Genomic DNA, 20,484 nt, shown 5'->3' on the forward strand with positions numbered 1-20,484 from the left:
CGTCCCTCCTAAGACTTGCATAATTACGTTCCTAGAATCAAATCGATCAAGCGCGAGATACCCAAATCAACGACGAAGAAGAATATTGCAAGGAGCACGACCGTAACGAGTACAACAAGCGTATAGGTTGTCAACTCTTTACGGTTGGGCCAACGGACTTTCTTTAGCTCGGACATTACGTCACTAAAAAAACCACCGGTACGGCGAAAACTGGCTCCGATTCGTGATAAAAAACCCACTTTGCCACCCCCTGACTTCGTCGCATCAACCATTACTTCGTCTCGCGATGAAGGGTCTGCTTCTTGTCACGGGAGCAATACTTTTTCAGTTCAACACGTTCAGTAGTGGTGCGCTTGTTCTTTGTGGAGATATAGTTACGCTCGCCACACTCGGTGCACGCCAACGTGATGTTTACTCGCATTTATTGCCACCTCCATCTCATTTCAAACCTGCTATTAGTTAAAAGTACCCCGATGATAAATAGTACGGGAAAACCGCTACTTTTTCCTGACCATTTCATTCACCTAAGTAACCATAGAACAGAGAGATAAGAGTCTATGGCTACCTAAATAAATTTATCACACCGAAATACCCATGTCAAACAAAATGACTTGACAAGAGGTAGTCCTTTTGCTTCCAAAATAAAAAGAGAGATTCTCTACAAATGAATCTCTCTTCCTTCCAAATAGCGCTCTAGCTTGCGCTTTACTCGCTGCAATGCATTATCAATAGATTTGACATGACGCTTCAGCTCGACGGCAATCTGCTGATAGGATCGCCCATCCAAATAGAGCATGAGAACCTGGCGCTCCAAGTCGCTCAATATTTCACTCATTTTGCCCTCGATATCATCGAACTCTTCCCGATTAATAAACAATTCCTCTGGATCGGTCACTTTTGTTCCCGAGATCACATCGAGTAACGTGCGGTCAGAATCCTCATCATAGATAGGCTTGTCCAGTGAGACGTAAGAATTGAGCGGGATGTGCTTTTGGCGTGTCGCTGTCTTGATCGCGGTAATGATCTGACGGGTAATACACAGCTCGGCAAATGCCTTGAACGACGTGAGCTTGTCTCCTCGGAAGTCGCGAATAGACTTGTACAGTCCGATCATCCCTTCCTGCACGATGTCTTCGCGGTCAGCCCCAATAAGAAAATAGGATCTCGCTTTGGCACGAACGAAGTTCTTGTATTTGTTGATCAAATACTCCAAAGCTTCGGCGTCATTATCGCGAACCAGGTCGACTACTTCTTCGTCGGTCATTAGTTCATATTGGGCATGTTTTAACTCCTTGAGGTCAACACTCACAAATGATCCCTCCGCCAACCAATAGATAGCGCTATTATACATGATGCCGTAAAAAAGCGTCAACCGAATCCAAGTTATTCCCTTCTCCATTTTTCGAATATTTTCGCTATTTCATCATTCAGCGTAATCCGCGTGGAGAAGCGCTCTTCTTGCGTTTTTTCGACTTGTTTCTTGATTTCCTTGCCCGCATTTTCCATATCGAGCAACAACTCCCGCGCTGATTTGCGCAAAGCCCCCTGCCCAAATATGACACGTTGAGAGGTATAATCAGAAGTTGCTACATAAATTTGTCGATTTTTATTGTGAAATTGGGAGACTAGCTGCTCAATTTTCTCGTCTGCTGTCTCCTTTTTCTTCGTGAAATAAACCTCGACCTGGAAGTCTTCCATTTGACGGCCAATGCCAGGAACGTTGTACGCATCGAAGACAATGATGACCTTCACACCAGTGTAGCTCTGGTACTCAGCCATTTTTGCGATTAATTGATCACGCGCCTCGTCCATCCGCTCTTGATCCTTCAGCAGGCGCAGATCGGGCCAGGCGCCGATGATATTGTAACCATCTACGATCAACAGCTGCTTGGCTTTTCGTTTCGCCATGTCATTTCACCCGTGTCGGAATTGGACTCCTGGAGCGATAGACTTCATACATCAACAAGGCAGCTGCTACAGAAGCATTGAGTGAGGTAACATTTCCCGCCATCGGAAGGCTGTACAGAAAATCACAGTTTTCTCGGACGAGACGACTCATCCCTTTTCCTTCGCTGCCAATGACAATTGCGAGCGGCATCGTATAATCACCCTGGCGGAAATCCTGCTTGGCACTCGCATCTGTTCCTGCGATCCAAACACCGCGTTCTTTGAGCTCTTCCATGGTACGAACCAAGTTCGTCACTCGCGCTACCGGCACGTAGTTGATCGCCCCTGCCGAAGCTTTTGCCACTGTTGCTGTAAGACTGACAGAGCGTCGTTTTGGAATGATGACACCATGAGCCCCGACTGCATCGGCTGTCCGCATGATGGAACCGAGGTTATGCGGATCTTCCAGCTCGTCCAACAGCAAAATGAACGGCGCCTCGTTTTTTTCCTCTGCCCGCTTCAAAATATCGTCTACTTCTACGTAATCGTAAGCAGCAACTGAAGCCACTACACCCTGATGGTTGTCCGTTGACACGAGCTGATCCAGCTTTTTGCGGTTCGCTGTCGTCACAATGACACCCTGTTCTTTCGCCAAGGCAAAGACAGGTCCCATCAGATTTTTATTCGTCCCCTCTGCAACCCAAATCTTATTGATCGTACGGCCTGATCGCAAAGCTTCGATAACGGGGTTTTTCCCCAGAATCCACTCTTCACTCATTTCATGATTCTCCTTCCACTATGGCAAACGCTTGTTGCACAATTTCAGCGATCCGCTCTTCTTTTCCACTCAAGTACAGATACCCGATCAATGCTTCAAAAGCCGTTGCATGACGGTAGTCGATAATATCGGCGTTTTTGGCACTGGAGCCGGATTTGGCATTCCGCCCCCGCTTCACTACATTCAATTCTTCCTCCGGCAATGTGGGCATTAACGTTAACAACACATTGGCCTGTGCTTTCGCTGAAACATAGCGGTTGGCCGCCTTGTGGAGCTGGTTTGGTTTAACCAGCCCCTTGGCGATCAAATGATACCTAACACAATGCGAATAGGTAGCATCCCCGAGGAAGGCAAGCACGAGTGGATTTGTCAGATTAGGATCTCGGGTCAGTTCTTCTTTTTGCATCTATTTTCTTCGGCCCCTTATTTTCGACGCCAGCGAACACCTTGTGGCGTGTCCTCCAGCACGATTCCTTTTGCTGCGAGCAGATCGCGGATTTCGTCAGAGCGCGCAAAGTTTCTTGCTTTGCGGGCTTCTGTGCGCTCTTCGATCAGCGCATCAATCTCACTATCCAACAGCTCCTGCTCTTCTGCAATTTCAAGACCAAGAACCTCCGTCAACTCAACCAACAAATCCATGTACGCACGAACTTCGGTTTCGCCTACATTTTGATGACGCAAATACAGGTTGGCTTCCTTCACGACGTCAAAAATAACGGTAATCGCATTCGCTGTATTGATATCATCATCCATCTCAGCAATGAAGCGCTCGCGAAGCTCTCCAATGATTCGTGCCTGCTCCTGCGCCTGATCATTCGGCTCTTCTGCACGCACGGTATCCAGACGATGGGAAAGATTCGTATACGCCGTCTTGATTCTATCCAAACCATTGGCCGCTTGTTCGATCAACTCTTCGCTAAAATTGATCGGGTTGCGATAGTGCCCCTGAAGCATAAAGAAGCGAATTAATTGACCGCCGAATTTCTCCGAAAGGTCGCGTGCAAGCAAGAAATTCCCGAGGGATTTAGACATTTTTTCGTTGTCGATATTGAGCATGCCGTTGTGCAGCCAGTAGCGTGCAAAGACTTTACCCGTAAAGCACTCCGATTGGGCAATTTCGTTCTCGTGGTGCGGGAACACAAGGTCTGTTCCGCCCGCATGGATATCGATTTCCTCACCCAAAAACTTCAGGGCCATTGCCGAGCACTCAATATGCCATCCCGGTCTTCCTTCGCCCCACGGACTATCCCAGGTAACTTCTCCAGTCTTGGCCGCTTTCCAAAGTACAAAGTCCAGAGGGTGTTCCTTTTTCTCGTTAATTTCTACACGAGCACCTGCCTGCAAATCATCCAGCGGCTGATGCGAAAGCTTTCCGTATTCCTGAAAACGTCCCGTGCGGAAATAGACGTCACCTTCACTCTCATAGGCAAAGCCCTTTTCAATCAGCCCTTGCACGAATTCAATGATCTCCGGAATGGTCTGCATCACTCGCGGTTGAATATCCGGCGGCGATACGTTCAGTGATTTCAGATCAGCATTGTACGCATCCGTGTATCGATCCGCCACTTCTTTGACAGTGACACCTTCCTGATTCGCCACACGAATCAGCTTATCATCTACGTCCGTAATATTTTGCACGAATGTCACTTCGTAGCCACGGTATTTCAAGTAGCGGCGAAGTGTATCAAATACAATGGCAGGTCGCGCATTTCCAATGTGGATGTAGTTGTACACGGTCGGGCCGCACACGTACATTTTTACCTTTCCTGGCTCCAATGTGTGAAACGGTTCCTTTCGCCGCGTCATCGTGTTAGTTAACTGAATGCCCATCGTTCTTTTTATCCTCCCTCAAAAGCTCCAATTCTTTTCGTAAATGATCAATTTCCTTTTGCATCATTCGAATCGTATCCGCTACCGGGTCTGGCATATTTACATGGTCCAGATCGTTTTTGACCCGCTTGCCATCCTGGATGACGATGCGTCCCTTGATTCCTACAACGGTCGAGTTAGGCGGTACCTCCTGCAAGACAACGGCACCAGCCCCTATCTTTGAATTATCGCCAATTTTGAAGGAGCCCAACACTTTTGCTCCCGTAGCAATAATGACATCATTGCCGATCGTTGGGTGACGCTTTCCTTTTTCCTTACCTGTTCCCCCGAGTGTAACTGCTTGATAAATCGTTACATTGTCTCCGATCTCGCACGTCTCTCCGATCACAACACCCATGCCATGGTCAATGAACAGGCCGCGTCCAATGGTTGCGCCCGGGTGAATCTCAATTCCCGTGAAAAAACGGGATAGCTGAGAGACAATTCGGGCGAGTGTACACAGCTCAGCCTTCCAGAGCCTGTGGGCAATCCGGTGCCCCCATATCGCGTGCAAACCGGAATAGGTCATGACGACTTCCAGCGTACTGCGCGCAGCCGGGTCTCGTTCAAAAACAGCATGAATGTCATCTCTCATCTGTGCTAACATTTTTGGGTGGCACCTCCTGCCTGATTTACCTGCCGAGTGTTCAACTTCCTATAAAATAAAAAACGTCCCTATCCCCTCCATTACGAAGGGACAGAGACGGGTTTACCGTGGTTCCACTCTGCTTAGATCGTCTTGGCTGCAAAGACTTAACAAACAACCTTGAACGATCTCGCTCATATCCCGATAACGGCGGGAAGCCGATGGCGCTTACTGATATCTTTTCAAAAAGATAGGTTCAGCTCATTGCTCACAGGGGCATTTCCAACAGGGCACATCAGATGGCTCTCACCTATCCATCCTCTCTGTAGATGTGCAGACTGTTGTACTTCTCCTGATCGTTGCATTCCTTATATATAAGAGAAAACCAGCCAATACTTACTGACCGTTTGCAATTACTTGCTGTGCACGTGCAATCACCTTGTCGCGTCCGAGCAGGTACAACGTCTCTGCCAAATCACGACCATGCGCCTGGCCAGTTGCTCCTACGCGAACCGGCATAAACAACGCCTTGCCTTTGTGACCCGTTTCCTTTTGCACGTCCTTGAGTACTGCTTTAATAACATCCACATTATATGCATCCTGGGCAGAAAGGTGTTTCACAAAGGAAGCGAGCACTTCCGGCAATTGCGGTTCTTTCAGCACCAGCGTTGCTTCTTCATCGTACACCACTTCGTCGAGGAAGAAAAGAGCTGCCAACGGAACGATTTGCGCACAGTAGGACATTTGCTCTTGGTACAGTCCTACGATACTGCGAACCCATTCGCGCTTCTCAGCAGACAAATTCTCTTCGATGAAGCCAGCTTTTTGCAGATGCGGGATACACATGTCTGTAATCATATCGAGCGGTTGGCGCTTCAAATAGAAGTTGTTCATCCAGTTCATCTTCGTTGCATCAAACACAGCTGGCGACTTGTTCACGCGGTCCATTGAGAACAGCTTGATCAGATCTTCCATTAAGAAAATCTCTTCTTCGCCACCTGGAGACCATCCCAAAAGAACAAGGAAGTTCACGATTGCTTCCGGCAAGAAGCCGAGGTCGCGGTACTGTTCAATGAACTGAAGAATGCTCTCGTCGCGCTTGGACATCTTTTTGCCATCTTGGTTGAGGATCAGTGCCAAGTGAGCAAAGTCAGGCGCTTCCCACCCAAACGCTTCATAAATCATCAATTGACGGGGCGTGTTGGACAGATGCTCTTCTCCACGAATGACGTGGCTAATTTTCATCAAATAGTCGTCCACTACAACGGCGAAGTTGTATGTAGGAATCCCATCCGGACGGCAAATAACGAAATCGCCCATCTCGTTGGAGTTGAATGTTACCTGTCCACGAATCAGGTCGCTCACGACATACTCGCGGTCTTCCTGAACGAGGAAGTGAATGGATGGCACTCGTCCTTCTGCTTCGTACTGAGCACGCTGCTCGTCTGTTACATGGCGGTGCTTTTCCAAAATGCGTGGTGTTTCTCCACGCGCGAGCTGTTCTTCACGCTCTGCATCCAGTTCTTCTTTTGTCGCGTAGCAGTAGTACGCTTTGCCTTCTGCCAGCAGTTGATCGATATATTTCCGATAAATGTCCAGGCGCTCTGTTTGACGGTACGGTCCATATGGTCCACCAACGTCTGTACCTTCTTCCCATGTTACGCCGAGCCATTTCAGGTTTTTCATTTGTTCTTCGTCCGCATTTTCCTTATTGCGCGTTTGGTCCGTATCTTCAATCCGAACGATGAACGAACCACCGTGATGTTTCGCAAAAAGGTAATTAAAGAGCGCTGTTCGCGCACCGCCGATGTGTAAATGCCCCGTAGGACTCGGCGCATAACGAGTGCGAATTTCTTTCGCCATTGGTAGCACCATCCTTATGAATGTAAAAGGCTATAACCTTGACCTAAGTAAAAACGTATCTAAGGCTTTATGTTACACCTTGCCCCTCTACTTGACAAGCAAGCATACCGCCTGTGCAGCGATTCCTTCTCCTCTGCCTGTAAAACCAAGTTTCTCGGATGTCGTCGCCTTCACATTCACTTGCGAGAGATCATCTGCCTCCAGCACGCGTGCAATGACTGCACACATTTGCGGTATGTACGGCGCCATCTTCGGCGCTTGGGCAATGATCGTTGCATCCACGTTACCTAAACGGTAGCCGCGTTCCCGAACCAACTTCCATACATGCTCCAGCAGCTTTACGCTATCTGCATCCTTAAAAGCCGGGTCTGTATCTGGGAAATGACGGCCAATATCCCCCTCACCAATCGCTCCAAGAATCGCGTCACTAATCGCATGGAGGAGAACATCCGCGTCAGAATGCCCTAGCAAACCTTTTTCATACGGGATGGTGATGCCTCCGATAATGCATGGACGCCCCTCTACTAATTGATGTACGTCAAAACCTTGTCCAATACGCATGAGCTACTCTCCCTTTCGTTTCCGCAATATCTCTTCACCAAACCACAGATCGTCTGGCGTCGTAATCTTAATGTTCTCATAGCTTCCCTGCATAATCGATACCGGATGACCCATCCACTCAACCAGCATCGCATCATCCGTACCCAGCTTCCCTGCTGCCTCTGCTGCCTGATGTGCCTCTCGCAATAAAGACATACGAAAAGCTTGTGGGGTTTGAACCGCCCACAAGCTTTCCCGTGCCGGGGTTGACTCTACAAGTCCTGTCGCCCCCACCACTTTAATCGTATCTTTGACAGGTACTGCCATGATCGTTGCCTGATCTTGTTGTACCTGATTGATCATGTCACTGATCTGTTTGCGAGTGACAAAAGGACGGGCAGCATCGTGAACCAGTACGTAATCGCAACTTGCTGATAGTGAGGCCAAGCCATTTCTCACACTGTCTTGTCGCTCTGCTCCGCCCAGAGTAACCACAACCGTCAGCTTTTCAGCCGAGATTAAGGCCATTACTTCTGCGTGGTCTGCTTCACTCACCACCAGCACGACTTCATCAATGTCGGGATGAGTAGCAAAAAGACGTACCGTATGAGCCAAGATCGGCTCGCCCGCAAGCGGTAACCACAACTTGTTTCGTTGTCCACCCATTCGTTTACCCGAACCGGCTGCAACGATCACGACACCCGTACTCACTGATTCATCCCTCTCCTGTTGTCTTTTCTATAACGCTCGTTCCAGCAACTTTGGTTTGGCGAAGATCATACGTCCCGCTGAGGTTTGCAGCACACTCGTTACGAGAACGTCGACGTCGTTTCCGATGTATTCTCGTCCGCCCTCTACAACAATCATCGTGCCATCATCCAGGTAAGCGACACCCTGACCGTGCTCTTTCCCATCCTTGATGACTTGAACGTTCATCTCTTCTCCAGGTAAAACTACAGGCTTAACTGCATTGGCCAAATCATTGATGTTCAATACCGCCACACCTTGCAGCTCACACACCTTGTTCAGGTTAAAGTCGTTTGTTACGACCTTTCCGTTAATGAGCTTTGCGAGCTTGATCAGCTTGCTGTCCACCTCGGATACTTCTTCAAAATCGCCTTCCCAAATCTGAACCTTTACTTTCATTTCCTTTTGAATCTTGTTCAAGATATCCAGACCTCGACGACCGCGGTTTCTCTTCAGTACATCGGAGGAATCAGCGATATGCTGCAACTCCTCTAACACAAATCCCGGAATGACCAGTACCCCTTCCAGAAAGCCAGTACGGCAAATATCTGCGATGCGTCCATCAATGATGACACTGGTATCGAGAATTTTATTTTCCAAATTAACGGAGGTTGTCGCACTTTCCTTTTTCCTATCCTTACGTCCAATCGAAAATACCGACATAATCTCGTCCCGCTTGCGAAATCCTACCTGGAAGCCCAAATAACCGAGCAACCCGGAAACAATTAACGGCAAAAGATCTCCTACAAATGGAATCGGAATTTTACTGATGGGCAGGAATAATAAGAATGCAACAATAAGACCACTAATCAACCCCATCGCTCCGAACATCACATCGACAACCGGCATTTTGACGAGTGTCTCTTCACCCCATCGAACGATGCGCAGAACATAATCCACAACCCAATTCGCTAAAAAGAAAAACAAGATGGCACCTAGTACAGCTCCAATATATTGCGATCCGGCTACTACACCAAAGTTTAACAGTGGATCAAGCAACGAAAACAATTCGTCACCAAATCGATAACCCAATCCGCCACCAATCAAAACAAAAATGAATTTTCCTACTCGGCGTAACATGCCTTCACCTCCTTTTACTAATATAGACAGAAGCCTAAGAGTAAAACCCTATTTTTTTCCAAATCATTATAATGCTTCATTTTACTTTCCCTCACTATAGCAAAAAAGATTTTGCCATGTCAAATAGCCAAAAATTTTAACATAGTTGTCATTTTCTCGTCAACCCGGGAACACTCGTTTCCTTTGATGATAAATTGACAGAGAGCTGGCTCCCTTCTTATAATGTCAGTATCGTAATGAGAGAAAATTATGACGATACCAACAGCCTAAAGCAGAGGTGAACCAGATGGACAATCGAAACATAGACGACTTTCAAACGCAAGTATCCGAGCTTTTGATCAGACATCGTAGCGTACTGGACGTCATGTCCAAAGTTCAGGAAACGGCATCCCGCATTAACCGTTCACTGACTAAAGCCATCACCGAATGCGGCTGTGTCGAAGTGGTTGCCAAAAAACAGACGTACGATTCGAACAAGAATCTCGAGGACAACAAGTCCCATTTGGACACCCACTTTAACGGACCGCTGTGCGAGCATTGTCGCGATGTAGTTACTGCTGAACTTGGCAAAAACCTCTTTTACCTCGCTGCCTTGTGCAATATTACTGACATCAAGCTAGAAGATGTACTTCAGAAAGAATCCAACCGACTGAATACTTTGGGTGTCTTCAATCTTTCTTAAAAGTCCGCTACTCGTATTACGAATGAACCCTAAAAAAAGTTGCATACAAAAAAGAAAAACCCACACATGGAAGTGTGGGTTTTTTTATGCCGAAACTACTCAAACGGAACGGTTTCTTCCTCTTTGTTTTTACGCTTGCGTAATTTTTTGACAAGAAAGTCAACGTTTTTTTTTATTCCGTACAATGCATAAAAAGCGAGTGGCAGAAAGACGATTTTTGGAAATTGCTGCGGATACTTAATCGCTACAATAACCACAATGGCGATGATAATGGGTGTGATCCAGTAAGCAGACTTTGGAATTCCCACTTTTTTGAAGTTAGGATACTTGACCTTTGATACCATCAAAAAGGCAAGCAGCAACATACTTACGGCAAGCAATACCGGAGTGAACACTTGGTGATAGAGTGCGAGCGTAGCCAGAACGCCTCCCGCTGCCGTAATCGGCAAACCGATGAAATACCCCGGAACCCCGGCCTGTACGTTAAAACGCGCCAAACGCAGCGCACCACAGATCGGAAAAATAGCTGTAATGAGAATCCCAAGCAAATCAAAGTGTTGCAAGACGACAACATACATGATGAACGCTGGCGCAATCCCAAATGTAATAACGTCAGAAAGGGAATCCAATTCCTTCCCGAACTCACTTTGGGCATTCAACATACGAGCTACACGTCCATCCAGCCCGTCTGCCAGCATACCAATGATCACTGTGATCGCTGCATATTCGACGTATTGATCGCCTCGAAACGCAAGAATAATTGCTAAAACTCCCAGAAACAAGTTGCTTACGGTTAGTATGTTCGGTAACGATTTCACGAACATAGACTACCTCCTGATTTCTTTTGCGTAAGGAGCAGGTTATCCTGTTGACCTTGTTTTATCCAAGTCCCTTAGGCAAATGCTGAATACAAATAATGCCTTTATCCTATTCTACTTTAAATGTGTCTGTCAATGAACACTTGTTCTTGAATCCGTTTCAGTCCCTCTTTAATCGCTCTCGCTCGGACCTCGCCAATGCCTTCCACTTCGTCTAATTCCTGAATCGTTGCCATCATGATTCGCGGCAGATGATGGAAATGCTCAACCAGATTCGAGATGATTGTAACGGGCAAACGCCTGATCTTGTACAGGATCCGATAGCCTCTAGGGGAAACGGATTCATCCAGCATACTGGCATTGGAGGAATACCCCAACGTTCGCAAAAAAGAAGTGAGCTCCAGCATTTCCTCTGAGTTCAATTTTTTCATGTCCCGCAGCACAAGATCAGGTGAATAGGATGGATCTCGGGAATAATCCCGAATAAGCATATGGGCCTCTTCCTCAATGTTTGAAACCAGTTCCTCCAACTGCATACTGACGAGCCTTCCTTCAACTCCTAGCTCACATATGTACTTGGAGACCTCTGTCTTAATACGTAACACCATCTCAATTCGTTGCAAAACCGAGGCAACTTCGTGTAAAGTAACGAGCTCCTCGAATTCTAACGCACCGAGATTCGTCAAAGCTTGATCCAACACGGCCTTGTATTTCTCAAGGGTAGATACAGCCTGATTCGCCTTGGCCAAAATGACGCTGATTTCGCTTAAGACATACCGGAAATTCCCCTGGTAGAGTGTGATCACATTCCTACGCTGAGAGATAGCGATGACCAGATGATTCGTTTGAATGGCCGTGCGTTGTGCTGTACGATGCCGTGTCCCCGTCTCGCTCGTGGGGATTGAGGAGGGTGGGAAGATTTGCGTATTCGCGTACAGGATGCGTTTTGCGTCTTCACTTACTATGATCGCCCCATCCATCTTCGCTAATTCATACAAATGGGCAGGAGAAAAATCACAATTGATGGAAAAACCGCCATCGACAATCGACTTCATCTCTGGACCGCATCCAATAACAATCAAGCCCCCGGTTTTTGCCCGTAAAACATTTTCCAACCCTTCACGAAGCTGTGTGCCGGGTGCCACGAGACGAAGCACATCACCGAATTGCGGAGTTCTTTTGATGTTCCCCTGCATGCCCACTCCTACCTCCTTATCACCTCATTCAACGCATCGGCAATATTGCTCACACCAATTACTTGAATATCTGCTGGCGCATCCAGACCGCGGATGTTTTTCTCCGGGATGATAACACGTTTAAAGCCTAATTTATGTGCTTCTCGCACTCGTTGCTCAATACGAGATACACCGCGCACCTCACCAGTCAAGCCAATTTCTCCGATAACGACATCATGCGGATTGGTGGCGTGGTCACGGAAACTGCTTGCAATGCTTACGGCTATCGCCAAATCAACTGCTGGCTCATCCAATCTGACCCCACCCGCTACGTTTACATAAGCATCCTGATTTTGTAGCATCATGCCCATGCGCTTTTCCAACACGGCCATGATCATCGCCACACGCTGATGATCTACACCTGTTGCCGTTCTCCGCGGGGTCACAAAGCTGGTCGGGGCAACGAGAGCTTGCAGCTCCACCAAAACGGGACGTGTACCCTCCATACTGGCTACGACTGTGGAACCCGCAACACCAAATGGACGCTCTGCCAAAAATATTTCAGATGGATTCGCCACTTCCTCCAAACCGCGATCCTTCATCTCGAAAATACCGATTTCGTTTGTCGAACCAAAACGGTTTTTGACGGCGCGTAAAATTCGAAACGTATTGTGGCGCTCCCCTTCAAAATAGAGAACAGCATCTACCATGTGCTCAAGCATACGCGGACCAGCGATGGAGCCTTCCTTGGTTACGTGACCGACGATAAAGGTACCAATCCCTTTCCCTTTTGCAATCCGCATCAATTGGGCAGTAGCCTCCCGCACTTGTGCAACGCTCCCCGCAGCCGATTGAATCGTCGGGTGGAAAACAGTCTGGATCGAGTCAATAATCAGCACATCCGGGTCTACTTGATTAATATGCTGTTCGATCAAATCCAAATCATTTTCTGCCAATACAAACATCGGCGGCGTTTGCAAATGGAGTCGATCCGCGCGAATTTTGATCTGCTTTGCCGACTCCTCTCCAGATACATAAAGAACCTTCGCCCCTTGATGAGCCAAGGCAAAAGATGTCTGCAAGAGCAATGTCGATTTCCCGATTCCGGGGTCTCCCCCAACTAAAATGAGTGAGCCCGGCACAAGTCCACCACCAAGAACACGATTTAATTCTCCGATCGTCGTATCCATGCGCGGCTCTTCTTCACTGGCTACCTGGGTCAATGGAATCGCAGATTGGCGCTGACCGCCGCTCAGTCCTTCGTGACGATGTGCATTTTTTACCGTCACTTCCTCTACTAGGGTGTTCCAGCTGCTGCAACCCGGACATTTCCCCATCCATTTTGGCGATTCATAGCCACATTCTTGACACGCGTATTTCGTTTTATACTTTGACATAATCGCACCCTCACTTGGATTTCTTTCTCTACTTTTATCATAATTACGCACCCAAAAAAAGAATACCTCCCGAATCAGGAGGCATTCTATTACGTTTCAACAGTTTACGATTTCGTTTTTTCGAGGCGCTTGACTACCAGCTTGCCTTCTTCGGCTTCGATATTGACGGTATCGCCTTTACTGATCGTACCCTTGAGCAATTCCTCGGACAAATTATCCTCGATGTGACGCTGGATAGCTCGACGCAGAGGACGCGCACCATAGGCCGGATCAAAGCCCTCTTTTGCCAATACTTTCTTGGCTTCTTCGGTCAATTGGAAATCAATGTCCTGCTCTTTCAAACGTTTACGCAGCTCTTCTGTCATGAGCGATACGATTTGCTCGATGTGCTCTTGCTCCAAAGAGTGGAACACGATGACTTCATCAATACGGTTCAAGAACTCAGGACGGAAGCTCTTCTTCAGCTCATCCATGACTTTGTCCTTCATATCCTGATACTTTCTTTCCGAATCGTTGGTCGTGAAGCCGAGCGTCGTATTTTTCTTGATCATGCTGGCTCCGACGTTGGAAGTCATGATGACAACCGTGTTGCGGAAATCAACCGTACGTCCCTTGGAGTCTGTCAGACGACCATCATCCAATACTTGCAAGAGGATGTTGAATACGTCTGGGTGGGCTTTCTCGATTTCGTCCAGCAAAATGACGGAGTAAGGCTTGCGACGAACTTTTTCGGTCAGCTGACCGCCTTCGTCAAAGCCTACGTAGCCAGGAGGGGCACCTACCAGACGTGCGGTGGAATGCTTCTCCATGTACTCGGACATATCTACACGAATCATGGCATCCTCGTCACCGAAAAGCGTCTCTGCCACGGCACGAGCCAATTCGGTTTTACCCACACCGGTAGGTCCCAGGAAGATAAACGAGCCGATTGGGCGTTTTGGATCTTTCAAACCAGCACGGGCACGGCGGATCGCACGCGAAATGGATTTGACTGCCTCATCTTGACCAATGACGCGATCGTGCAAAATCTCTTCCATCTTCAGCAAGCGCTCTGTTTCTTCTTCCTTCAGCTTCAACACAGGGATACCCGTCCAGCTCGCTACTACTTGTGCGATGTCTTCTGGCGTAACCTCCATGTTCAGCTGGCCTTGACGCTCTTTCCAGTCTTTTTTCGTTTTATCCAGTTCTTCACGCAGTTTTTGCTCCTGATCGCGAAGTGCTGCTGCTTCCTCGAACTCTTGTGATTGGACGGCAGCGTCTTTTTCCTTGCGCACCTCTTCCAGACGTCCCTCCAGCTCTTTGAGGTTTGGCGGAACCGTAAAGGATTGCAAGCGGACCTTAGATGCCGCCTCGTCGACCAAGTCGATAGCCTTGTCAGGCAGGAAGCGTTCCGTAATATAGCGGTCAGACAATTTTACTGCCTGCTCGATTGCTTCATCGGTAATTTTGACACGATGGTGGGCTTCGTAACGATCACGAAGGCCATGCAGGATACGGATAGCATCCTCTGCTGTCGGTTCATCAACCTGAATCGGTTGGAAACGACGCTCCAATGCCGCGTCTTTTTCAATGTACTTGCGATATTCATCCAGCGTAGTAGCACCTACGCACTGTAGCTCGCCACGTGCCAGGGCAGGCTTCAAAATGTTGGAGGCATCGATTGCGCCTTCTGCTCCACCTGCACCAATCAAGGTATGCAGCTCATCAATAAACAGGATGATGTTTCCTGCTTGGCGAATTTCGTCCATGATTTTTTTCAGACGATCTTCGAACTCACCGCGATATTTGGTACCCGCAACAACGGTTCCCATATCCAGTGTCATGACGCGTTTATCACGAAGGGTTTCCGGAATTTCGTTGTTCACGATTTTTTGGGCAAGACCTTCTGCGATAGCTGTTTTCCCTACACCAGGCTCCCCAATCAAAACAGGGTTGTTCTTGGTACGTCTGCTAAGTACTTGGATCACACGCTCGATTTCTTTTTGGCGACCGATGACCGGGTCCAGCCCGCCATCACGAGCGATTGCAGTCAGATCCCTTGCCAAGCCGTCCAGTGTCGGTGTATTCGCCGCTGGGTTCCCTCCAGACGGTTGATGAGATGCCATCATTTCCGAGCTGCCAAGCAGCTGGAGCACCTGTTGGCGTGCCTTGTTCAGGCTAACGCCCAAATTGTTCATGATTCTCGCAGCAATGCCTTCTCCTTCACGGATCAAGCCAAGCAGAATATGTTCAGTCCCCACATAGGTATGACCCAATTTGCGGGCTTCGTCCATCGACAGTTCAATGACCTTTTTGGCGCGAGGTGTATAGTTTGGTGTGTAATTACTACCGGACTGCTCCGTTCCTCGCCCGATTAACGACTCCACTTCACTCTGGATTTTATCGAGGCCAAGCCCAAGTGATTGCAGTGCCTTTGCAGCAATCCCTTCGCCTTCTCGAATGAGTCCCAGCAGCACATGCTCTGTCCCAATATCTTTGTGCCCGAGACGAACCGCCTCTTCCAGGGCAAGCGCCAGTACTTTTTGTGCTCGTTCTGTAAAACGTCCAAACATCATATCGTACACCTCCGTATAACCGTGTTTATTCTCTATATGGTTAACAATTGCGTGATACCATTACCCTTGTGATTCTACTACGCGCAGACGCTCTCGGATCAGCCTTGCCCTTCTTTCGTCGCGTTGGTCCGGAGTAAGCTTTTGACCAGCGTGGTGTTGTAAAAACCCTGGCTGTGTCGTGACCAACAGTTCGTTTAGAACGAGCGGAGATACATTAGGAATGATACCTAGATCAATCCCTAGACGTACATCGGATAAACGTTGAGCCGCTTCCTTGGACTCTACCGTGCGGGCATACATCAAGATACCATACGACCGAAAAATCCGATCCTCCAAAGAAACCCGGGTATGCTCCAGCAAATAAGTTCGTGCCACACGCTCTTGCTCAATAATCTGTCTGGCTACACCGTAAAGATTGGAAAGGATATCCGACTCAGACATCCCCAGTGTGACCTGATTGGATAACTGAAAAAGATTCCCTAGAGCTTCGCTGCCCTCTCCGTAAATTCCTCTAACGACCAGACCAACTTGATTAATTGCCTGTAAAATTCTGCTGATCTGCTGCGTCATCACCAGAGCGGGCAAGTGCAGCATCACAGATGCACGAATTCCCGTACCCACATTGGTTGGACAGCTTGTAAGATATCCTCGTGTTTCGTCGAATGCGTAGTTCAAGCTTTTCTCAAAAATGTCGTCTATCTTCGTACCTATTTCCCATGCCTCGTTCAAACGAAACCCGGGTAATAGTACCTGTATTCGAATGTGGTCTTCTTCATTAACCATAATGCTCACAGACTCATCTTCCCGAAGCAATACGGCACCTTTGCGAGATTCCTCTGCCAGGTGAGGGCTAATCAGATGCTTTTCTACGAGCACGCGTTTTTCTAACGGGTTAATTTGATCCATATGGATGACCTGAAGCTGATGCCGTTTGCGCATTGCCTCCGAATCGCTTACTTCCGTTATCTTTCTGACGACTTCCTCGCCCTGCGAGTCCGTTGCCAATAACGGAAAAGGGTGCTGGCGCAGGTTACGGGCGATACGCAGCCGTGTACTGATGACAATGTCGGAATCGGGACCTTCTCCTTTCATCCAATTGCTCCACGGGTTTTGCATAAACTGCTTTTGGGACATAACCAGCTAACCTCCCTTGCTACGATTGGGCCATTTTTTGTTCCAATGCTCGAATTCGATCACGCATTTCTGCTGCCTTCTCGAACTCTTCACTGGCGACATGACTTTGCAGCGCTTGCTTTAGTTGCTCCAGCTCTTTACGGATCTTTAGTTTGCTACCGGTACGCTCTGGTACTTTTCCACTATGCTGTGTGTTTCCATGAATCCGGCGGAAAAGTGGGTCCAGTCGATCCCCCAAAAAGGTGTAGCAATCACTACAGCCAAATCGGCCGCTTTTACTGAATTGAGCATATGTGAGTCCACATGTTTCGCATTGAAGCGGCTTATTCGTTGCCGTTTCGCGTCCATTCTTTTGCATGGGATCAAATTTTAAAAGTCCTGACAGGAGATTGTTGATGCTGAAGTTGTGAAAGCCGGTAAAGACGTCCCCTTTTTCATGAGCACACTGCTCGCAAATATGGTATTCGGTTTTTTCGCCATTGACGATTTTCGTCAAATGAAGTGTCGCCGGTCGTTTTCCGCATTCCTCACAGTTCATAACATCCTACCTCCTTTTACTTCAACAAGATTGCTGCGATCATCTGCTTTAAAATATTTGCCCGCAAACGATCCCGCAATTCAGCTTCTAGGGTCAATACGTTTCGCGAGGTAGCGATTTTCATCAAGGTGGCTTCTCTGATGTTGACTAATCCTTCCTCTAATAGTCTTTCTACGATCGCATTTCCCACGCTCTGACTGATGCTCTCACCAATCAGTTCTTCTGTTAGCAATTCCTGCAAGCGTGCTTTGCTGACAATCTGCACCTTACGTATGCGAATATACCCGCCGCCCCCGCGCTTACTTTCTACGATGTAGCCTTTTTGAACGGTAAAGCGCGTATTAATGACGTAATTAATCTGAGACGGCACACATTGAAAATGGTCGGCAAGCTCACTACGCTGAATCTCGATCGATCCATTGGGACTGTTTGTAATGATGCTTTTCAAGTGATGTTCAATGATGTCCGAGATATTACGCAAGTCATCGCCTCCTATTCCTCTGTGTATGTTTCTTATGAGGTACCTATTGACTTTGACTATCTTTGACTTTAATTATAATGGGTTTAGTGCGTGCCCGCAAGTGTCCCTTACACATTCTAGTGTGGGCAAAAGAGGGTCGCTTGAAACTTGGACATGATCAACAAAAAAACCACTCCCTGAGGAATGGTTTATGCTTGTTTTTGCGTATTGGTGTCGATTTCTGGCAAATGATTCAGTAGCTGAGAGAAGCTGGTGATGATGACATCTGCCCCATCAAGCTCGCCTGGTTTGGCAAAACCAAAGTCGCATCCAATGGTAAATAAACCGTTTGTCTTGCCTGCTTCCACGTCGGAGTGACGATCTCCTACCATGATGGCTCGCCCGATTTTGTAATCAGACAACAATTTTGCAACTAGGTCATTCTTGGAATGCGTACGGAAACGGCCGGCCGAGTACAGGTCGGTCATCAGCGGCTTTAACTCGTATTCCTGACAAATGGCATCGATGTACTCTTCCTGCCCATTGCTTGCTATAAACAAAGCAAATCCTTTTTCACGCAGCTTTTCCAGAGTTGATTTTACATCCGGATAGAGGTCGGTCACTTTTTCTTTAAGTAACTGGATTTCATTATCTAGCAAGAACGCGTCTGCTGAGCGAATGGCTTCCTCACTCGCGTCTGGCAACAATTTGTCCCAAATCTGCTCAATTGTCATTCCCAGTACATTGATCAGTTCACGTTCGTTTGGGGTTTCCCCCTGCCATAGTCCTTTTTGACGAAGCTGGTCAAACGTTCGAATAAATGCGGGGGTCGACAGCTTTTCTGTTTGAAGTAACGTGCCATCCATATCAAATAATATCGCGAATGGTACAGTCATGGGTTCCTCCATTTTGTCTGGCTAGGCAGCTATTCTACTTCTCCTGGCAACATATTCATGTCATCCATGATAAACTCAGTAATTCGTTGTGCAGCATCTGGCTTTGAGATTTTCTGTCCCATTCTACGCATGTATTCCACCTTGGACGGGCTATGCAATAGTTCATCGATAAAGTAAATCAACTGCTCGGATAGATTCGCGTGTACCGCACATCCGTTGTTGAGCAAAAAGTGGCTGTTCCGCTCTTCCTGTCCAGGCAGAGGGTTGTAAATAATCATGGGTACCCGTTTACTCATTACTTCAGCTGATGTAAGTCCGCCTGATTTGGTGACAATTAAATCAGCCGTTTCCAAGTATTCGTGGAAGTTATTGATGAATTTTAGCGGAACGACTTCATGCCGATACGTACGATTTATCACTTTATTGTACAGCTTGTCGTTTGTCCCTGTTAACACAAAGGTTTTCAAAGGGATGTTAATCTCTTCTAACCCATCTAATACCTTTTCCATCGAGCCGAGACCCAATCCGCCCCCTGAAAGAATAATACTCTTTTGTTCAGGTGCGAGGCCCAGCTTTTGCCGTATCAAATCGGAGTCCAAAGGCAAGCTGAATTTTTTCATGATGGGAATACCCATCGGAATGAATTTTTGATGGTCCTGTCGATAAACGTCTAACAGGTAATACAGTTGTTCATGACCGATAAAGTAATAATTGATATGGTGATTAATCCATGAAGGATGGATGGTATAGTCGGTAATGATGGTATAGATTGGTTCCTTCCAATCATTTCTCCCTTTTAGCACGGAGAGCATACAGCTTGCAAATGGATGCGTAGCAATAAAGGCATCAGGCTGTACACTGTTGATCAGCTTTTTTAGTTTGTTTGCCAATAACTTATTCATCAGCACATTCATATCGAAGAAACGGGTTTTTTCTGTATTATGATAAATTCTTCCCCACATCTTAGGTGACAGCCTTAGCAGATTCATATAGCTTTCCAGCAAAATCTTGTGAAAGGTGGGGCTAATATATTCCAACGTATCGATGATCATTGATGTGCAACCACTCTCAGCCATGCTTTCTTGCATGGCCCGCGCTGCCTGGTTGTGTCCGTTACCGATGGAAGCGGAAAAGATTAGAATTTTTTTCATGAACGATTCTCCTTCATAACCTCGCCTACTCCAACGCCTGGATCAGGTACCTTCTCATGTTAGTCTACCCCAAGACCCGTCTGCAAGAGGGAACTTGTCGGTCATTCGGCCTAACTTATCGACAAAATAATCGCGAGTTTGACTTTATGCTATAGGAAAACCTCTATCGAGGCCTGTTCAACGAGGAGCACCGCGTTTTAGCGGAAAGTTTTCATGCGCTCCGGAATTTACAAAAAAATCTCTTTATACTTTAAAAACAAAAAACCTCCTTACCCATTCTGGGGTAAAGAGGTTGGTTTCATTCCCTGAAAACTGAATACGCATGATT

General features: G+C 47.3%; 22 protein-coding genes and 1 other annotated feature. Of the genes, 1 reads left to right on the forward strand and 21 read right to left on the reverse strand.

All coding sequences use genetic code 11. From position 1 onward, the window contains the following. Positions 1-23: 23 nt before the first annotated feature. The 12 genes from secE to C7R94_RS23180 all read right to left on the reverse strand — a co-directional run bounded on the left by secE (position 24) and on the right by C7R94_RS23180 (position 9,350). The gene (secE, locus tag C7R94_RS23130; RefSeq protein WP_012683970.1) at positions 24-272 is read right to left on the reverse strand and encodes a preprotein translocase subunit SecE; all 249 of its coding nucleotides are present in this window, start codon (positions 270-272) and stop codon (positions 24-26) included. Continuing rightward, positions 272-421, reverse strand: coding sequence for a 50S ribosomal protein L33 (rpmG, locus tag C7R94_RS23135; RefSeq protein ID WP_003392018.1), 150 nt, complete (start codon positions 419-421; stop codon positions 272-274). The genes secE and rpmG overlap by 1 nt, the downstream gene beginning before the upstream one ends. A 237-nt stretch (positions 422-658) precedes the next feature. After that, the gene (gene sigH / locus C7R94_RS23140) at positions 659-1,309 is read right to left on the reverse strand and encodes an RNA polymerase sporulation sigma factor SigH (RefSeq protein ID WP_005828894.1); all 651 of its coding nucleotides are present in this window, start codon (positions 1,307-1,309) and stop codon (positions 659-661) included. A gap of 74 nt (positions 1,310-1,383) precedes the next feature. Continuing rightward, entirely contained in the window at positions 1,384-1,908 is a 525-nt protein-coding gene (locus C7R94_RS23145) for an NYN domain-containing protein (protein WP_047074734.1), read from the reverse strand. A gap of 1 nt (position 1,909) precedes the next feature. Further along, a complete protein-coding gene (gene rlmB / locus C7R94_RS23150; RefSeq protein WP_012683967.1) occupies positions 1,910-2,665 on the reverse strand; it encodes a 23S rRNA (guanosine(2251)-2'-O)-methyltransferase RlmB in 756 nt (251 codons plus the stop codon). A gap of 1 nt (position 2,666) precedes the next feature. After that, positions 2,667-3,071 (reverse strand): Mini-ribonuclease 3, encoded by a 405-nt coding sequence (locus tag C7R94_RS23155; protein WP_007716204.1) that lies wholly within the window; start codon positions 3,069-3,071, stop codon positions 2,667-2,669. A gap of 17 nt (positions 3,072-3,088) precedes the next feature. Beyond that, positions 3,089-4,495: a cysteine--tRNA ligase gene (gene cysS, locus C7R94_RS23160; RefSeq protein WP_047074735.1), complete on the reverse strand. Its 1,407-nt coding sequence runs from the start codon at positions 4,493-4,495 to the stop codon at positions 3,089-3,091. Further along, entirely contained in the window at positions 4,476-5,141 is a 666-nt protein-coding gene (gene cysE / locus C7R94_RS23165) for a serine O-acetyltransferase (RefSeq protein ID WP_106785065.1), read from the reverse strand. The genes cysS and cysE overlap by 20 nt, the downstream gene beginning before the upstream one ends. A gap of 89 nt (positions 5,142-5,230) precedes the next feature. Further along, positions 5,231-5,489: a binding site (T-box leader), on the reverse strand. A 27-nt stretch (positions 5,490-5,516) separates the two neighbouring features. Next, entirely contained in the window at positions 5,517-6,983 is a 1,467-nt protein-coding gene (gene gltX, locus C7R94_RS23170) for a glutamate--tRNA ligase (RefSeq protein ID WP_106785067.1), read from the reverse strand. A gap of 87 nt (positions 6,984-7,070) precedes the next feature. Continuing rightward, the gene (ispF, locus tag C7R94_RS30740) at positions 7,071-7,544 is read right to left on the reverse strand and encodes a 2-C-methyl-D-erythritol 2,4-cyclodiphosphate synthase (protein WP_197237900.1); all 474 of its coding nucleotides are present in this window, start codon (positions 7,542-7,544) and stop codon (positions 7,071-7,073) included. Between the two features lie 3 nt (positions 7,545-7,547). Further along, positions 7,548-8,234 carry a 2-C-methyl-D-erythritol 4-phosphate cytidylyltransferase gene (gene ispD, locus C7R94_RS30745; protein WP_197237899.1) on the reverse strand — a complete coding sequence of 229 codons (687 nt, stop codon included), beginning with the start codon at positions 8,232-8,234 and terminating at the stop codon, positions 7,548-7,550. A gap of 27 nt (positions 8,235-8,261) precedes the next feature. Then, positions 8,262-9,350 carry a PIN/TRAM domain-containing protein gene (locus tag C7R94_RS23180; RefSeq protein ID WP_047074746.1) on the reverse strand — a complete coding sequence of 363 codons (1,089 nt, stop codon included), beginning with the start codon at positions 9,348-9,350 and terminating at the stop codon, positions 8,262-8,264. Positions 9,351-9,636: 286 nt separating this feature from the next. Here C7R94_RS23180 and C7R94_RS23185 point away from each other — a divergent pair, with 286 nt between their 5' ends. Continuing rightward, positions 9,637-10,032 carry a nucleoside triphosphate pyrophosphohydrolase family protein gene (locus C7R94_RS23185; RefSeq protein ID WP_106785070.1) on the forward strand — a complete coding sequence of 132 codons (396 nt, stop codon included), beginning with the start codon at positions 9,637-9,639 and terminating at the stop codon, positions 10,030-10,032. 95 nt (positions 10,033-10,127) lie between these two features. On the opposite strand, the gene pssA is transcribed toward C7R94_RS23185, so the two are convergent. The 9 genes from pssA to C7R94_RS23230 form a co-directional block, all read right to left on the reverse strand. Continuing rightward, positions 10,128-10,856, reverse strand: coding sequence for a CDP-diacylglycerol--serine O-phosphatidyltransferase (pssA, locus tag C7R94_RS23190; protein WP_047074750.1), 729 nt, complete (start codon positions 10,854-10,856; stop codon positions 10,128-10,130). Positions 10,857-10,969: 113 nt separating this feature from the next. Continuing rightward, positions 10,970-12,046 carry a DNA integrity scanning diadenylate cyclase DisA gene (gene disA, locus C7R94_RS23195; protein ID WP_106785086.1) on the reverse strand — a complete coding sequence of 359 codons (1,077 nt, stop codon included), beginning with the start codon at positions 12,044-12,046 and terminating at the stop codon, positions 10,970-10,972. Positions 12,047-12,054: 8 nt separating this feature from the next. Next, positions 12,055-13,422 (reverse strand): DNA repair protein RadA, encoded by a 1,368-nt coding sequence (gene radA, locus C7R94_RS23200; RefSeq protein ID WP_088910268.1) that lies wholly within the window; start codon positions 13,420-13,422, stop codon positions 12,055-12,057. Positions 13,423-13,526: 104 nt separating this feature from the next. Continuing rightward, complete coding sequence (locus C7R94_RS23205) at positions 13,527-15,977, reverse strand: ATP-dependent Clp protease ATP-binding subunit (protein ID WP_016742864.1); 2,451 nt, start codon at positions 15,975-15,977, stop codon at positions 13,527-13,529. Between the two features lie 60 nt (positions 15,978-16,037). Further along, complete coding sequence (mcsB, locus tag C7R94_RS23210) at positions 16,038-17,111, reverse strand: protein-arginine kinase McsB (RefSeq protein ID WP_106785072.1); 1,074 nt, start codon at positions 17,109-17,111, stop codon at positions 16,038-16,040. A gap of 19 nt (positions 17,112-17,130) precedes the next feature. After that, complete coding sequence (gene mcsA / locus C7R94_RS23215) at positions 17,131-17,649, reverse strand: protein-arginine kinase activator protein McsA (protein WP_047074757.1); 519 nt, start codon at positions 17,647-17,649, stop codon at positions 17,131-17,133. Positions 17,650-17,665: 16 nt separating this feature from the next. Then, a complete protein-coding gene (locus C7R94_RS23220; RefSeq protein ID WP_047074759.1) occupies positions 17,666-18,130 on the reverse strand; it encodes a CtsR family transcriptional regulator in 465 nt (154 codons plus the stop codon). A gap of 188 nt (positions 18,131-18,318) precedes the next feature. Then, entirely contained in the window at positions 18,319-19,005 is a 687-nt protein-coding gene (locus C7R94_RS23225) for an HAD hydrolase-like protein (protein ID WP_106785075.1), read from the reverse strand. A gap of 29 nt (positions 19,006-19,034) precedes the next feature. Next, on the reverse strand, positions 19,035-20,156 hold the full coding sequence (locus tag C7R94_RS23230; protein WP_106785077.1) for an MGDG synthase family glycosyltransferase: 1,122 nt from the start codon (positions 20,154-20,156) through the stop codon (positions 19,035-19,037). Positions 20,157-20,484 lie beyond the last annotated feature (328 nt).

The organism is Brevibacillus sp. NRRL NRS-603 (assembly GCF_003013445.1).
Lineage (GTDB): Bacteria > Bacillota > Bacilli > Brevibacillales > Brevibacillaceae > Brevibacillus > Brevibacillus formosus.

What these genes read in the sequence shown, in the direction of transcription:
- secE (WP_012683970.1), bottom strand. Translation starts at nt 272, where the DNA reads ATGGTTGATGCGACGAAGTCAGGGGGTGGCAAAGTGGGTTTTTTATCA.
- C7R94_RS23225 (WP_106785075.1), bottom strand. Translation starts at nt 19,005, where the DNA reads ATGACTGTACCATTCGCGATATTATTTGATATGGATGGCACGTTACTT.
- pssA (WP_047074750.1), bottom strand. Translation starts at nt 10,856, where the DNA reads ATGTTCGTGAAATCGTTACCGAACATACTAACCGTAAGCAACTTGTTT.
- C7R94_RS23155 (WP_007716204.1), bottom strand. Translation starts at nt 3,071, where the DNA reads ATGCAAAAAGAAGAACTGACCCGAGATCCTAATCTGACAAATCCACTC.
- C7R94_RS23180 (WP_047074746.1), bottom strand. Translation starts at nt 9,350, where the DNA reads ATGTTACGCCGAGTAGGAAAATTCATTTTTGTTTTGATTGGTGGCGGA.
- cysS (WP_047074735.1), bottom strand. Translation starts at nt 4,495, where the DNA reads ATGGGCATTCAGTTAACTAACACGATGACGCGGCGAAAGGAACCGTTT.
- disA (WP_106785086.1), bottom strand. Translation starts at nt 12,046, where the DNA reads ATGCAGGGGAACATCAAAAGAACTCCGCAATTCGGTGATGTGCTTCGT.
- mcsA (WP_047074757.1), bottom strand. Translation starts at nt 17,649, where the DNA reads ATGAACTGTGAGGAATGCGGAAAACGACCGGCGACACTTCATTTGACG.
- C7R94_RS23145 (WP_047074734.1), bottom strand. Translation starts at nt 1,908, where the DNA reads ATGGCGAAACGAAAAGCCAAGCAGCTGTTGATCGTAGATGGTTACAAT.
- C7R94_RS23205 (WP_016742864.1), bottom strand. Translation starts at nt 15,977, where the DNA reads ATGATGTTTGGACGTTTTACAGAACGAGCACAAAAAGTACTGGCGCTT.
- gltX (WP_106785067.1), bottom strand. Translation starts at nt 6,983, where the DNA reads ATGGCGAAAGAAATTCGCACTCGTTATGCGCCGAGTCCTACGGGGCAT.
- rlmB (WP_012683967.1), bottom strand. Translation starts at nt 2,665, where the DNA reads ATGAGTGAAGAGTGGATTCTGGGGAAAAACCCCGTTATCGAAGCTTTG.
- mcsB (WP_106785072.1), bottom strand. Translation starts at nt 17,111, where the DNA reads ATGTCCCAAAAGCAGTTTATGCAAAACCCGTGGAGCAATTGGATGAAA.
- radA (WP_088910268.1), bottom strand. Translation starts at nt 13,422, where the DNA reads ATGTCAAAGTATAAAACGAAATACGCGTGTCAAGAATGTGGCTATGAA.
- cysE (WP_106785065.1), bottom strand. Translation starts at nt 5,141, where the DNA reads ATGTTAGCACAGATGAGAGATGACATTCATGCTGTTTTTGAACGAGAC.
- C7R94_RS23230 (WP_106785077.1), bottom strand. Translation starts at nt 20,156, where the DNA reads ATGAAAAAAATTCTAATCTTTTCCGCTTCCATCGGTAACGGACACAAC.
- C7R94_RS23185 (WP_106785070.1), top strand. Translation starts at nt 9,637, where the DNA reads ATGGACAATCGAAACATAGACGACTTTCAAACGCAAGTATCCGAGCTT.
- ispF (WP_197237900.1), bottom strand. Translation starts at nt 7,544, where the DNA reads ATGCGTATTGGACAAGGTTTTGACGTACATCAATTAGTAGAGGGGCGT.
- rpmG (WP_003392018.1), bottom strand. Translation starts at nt 421, where the DNA reads ATGCGAGTAAACATCACGTTGGCGTGCACCGAGTGTGGCGAGCGTAAC.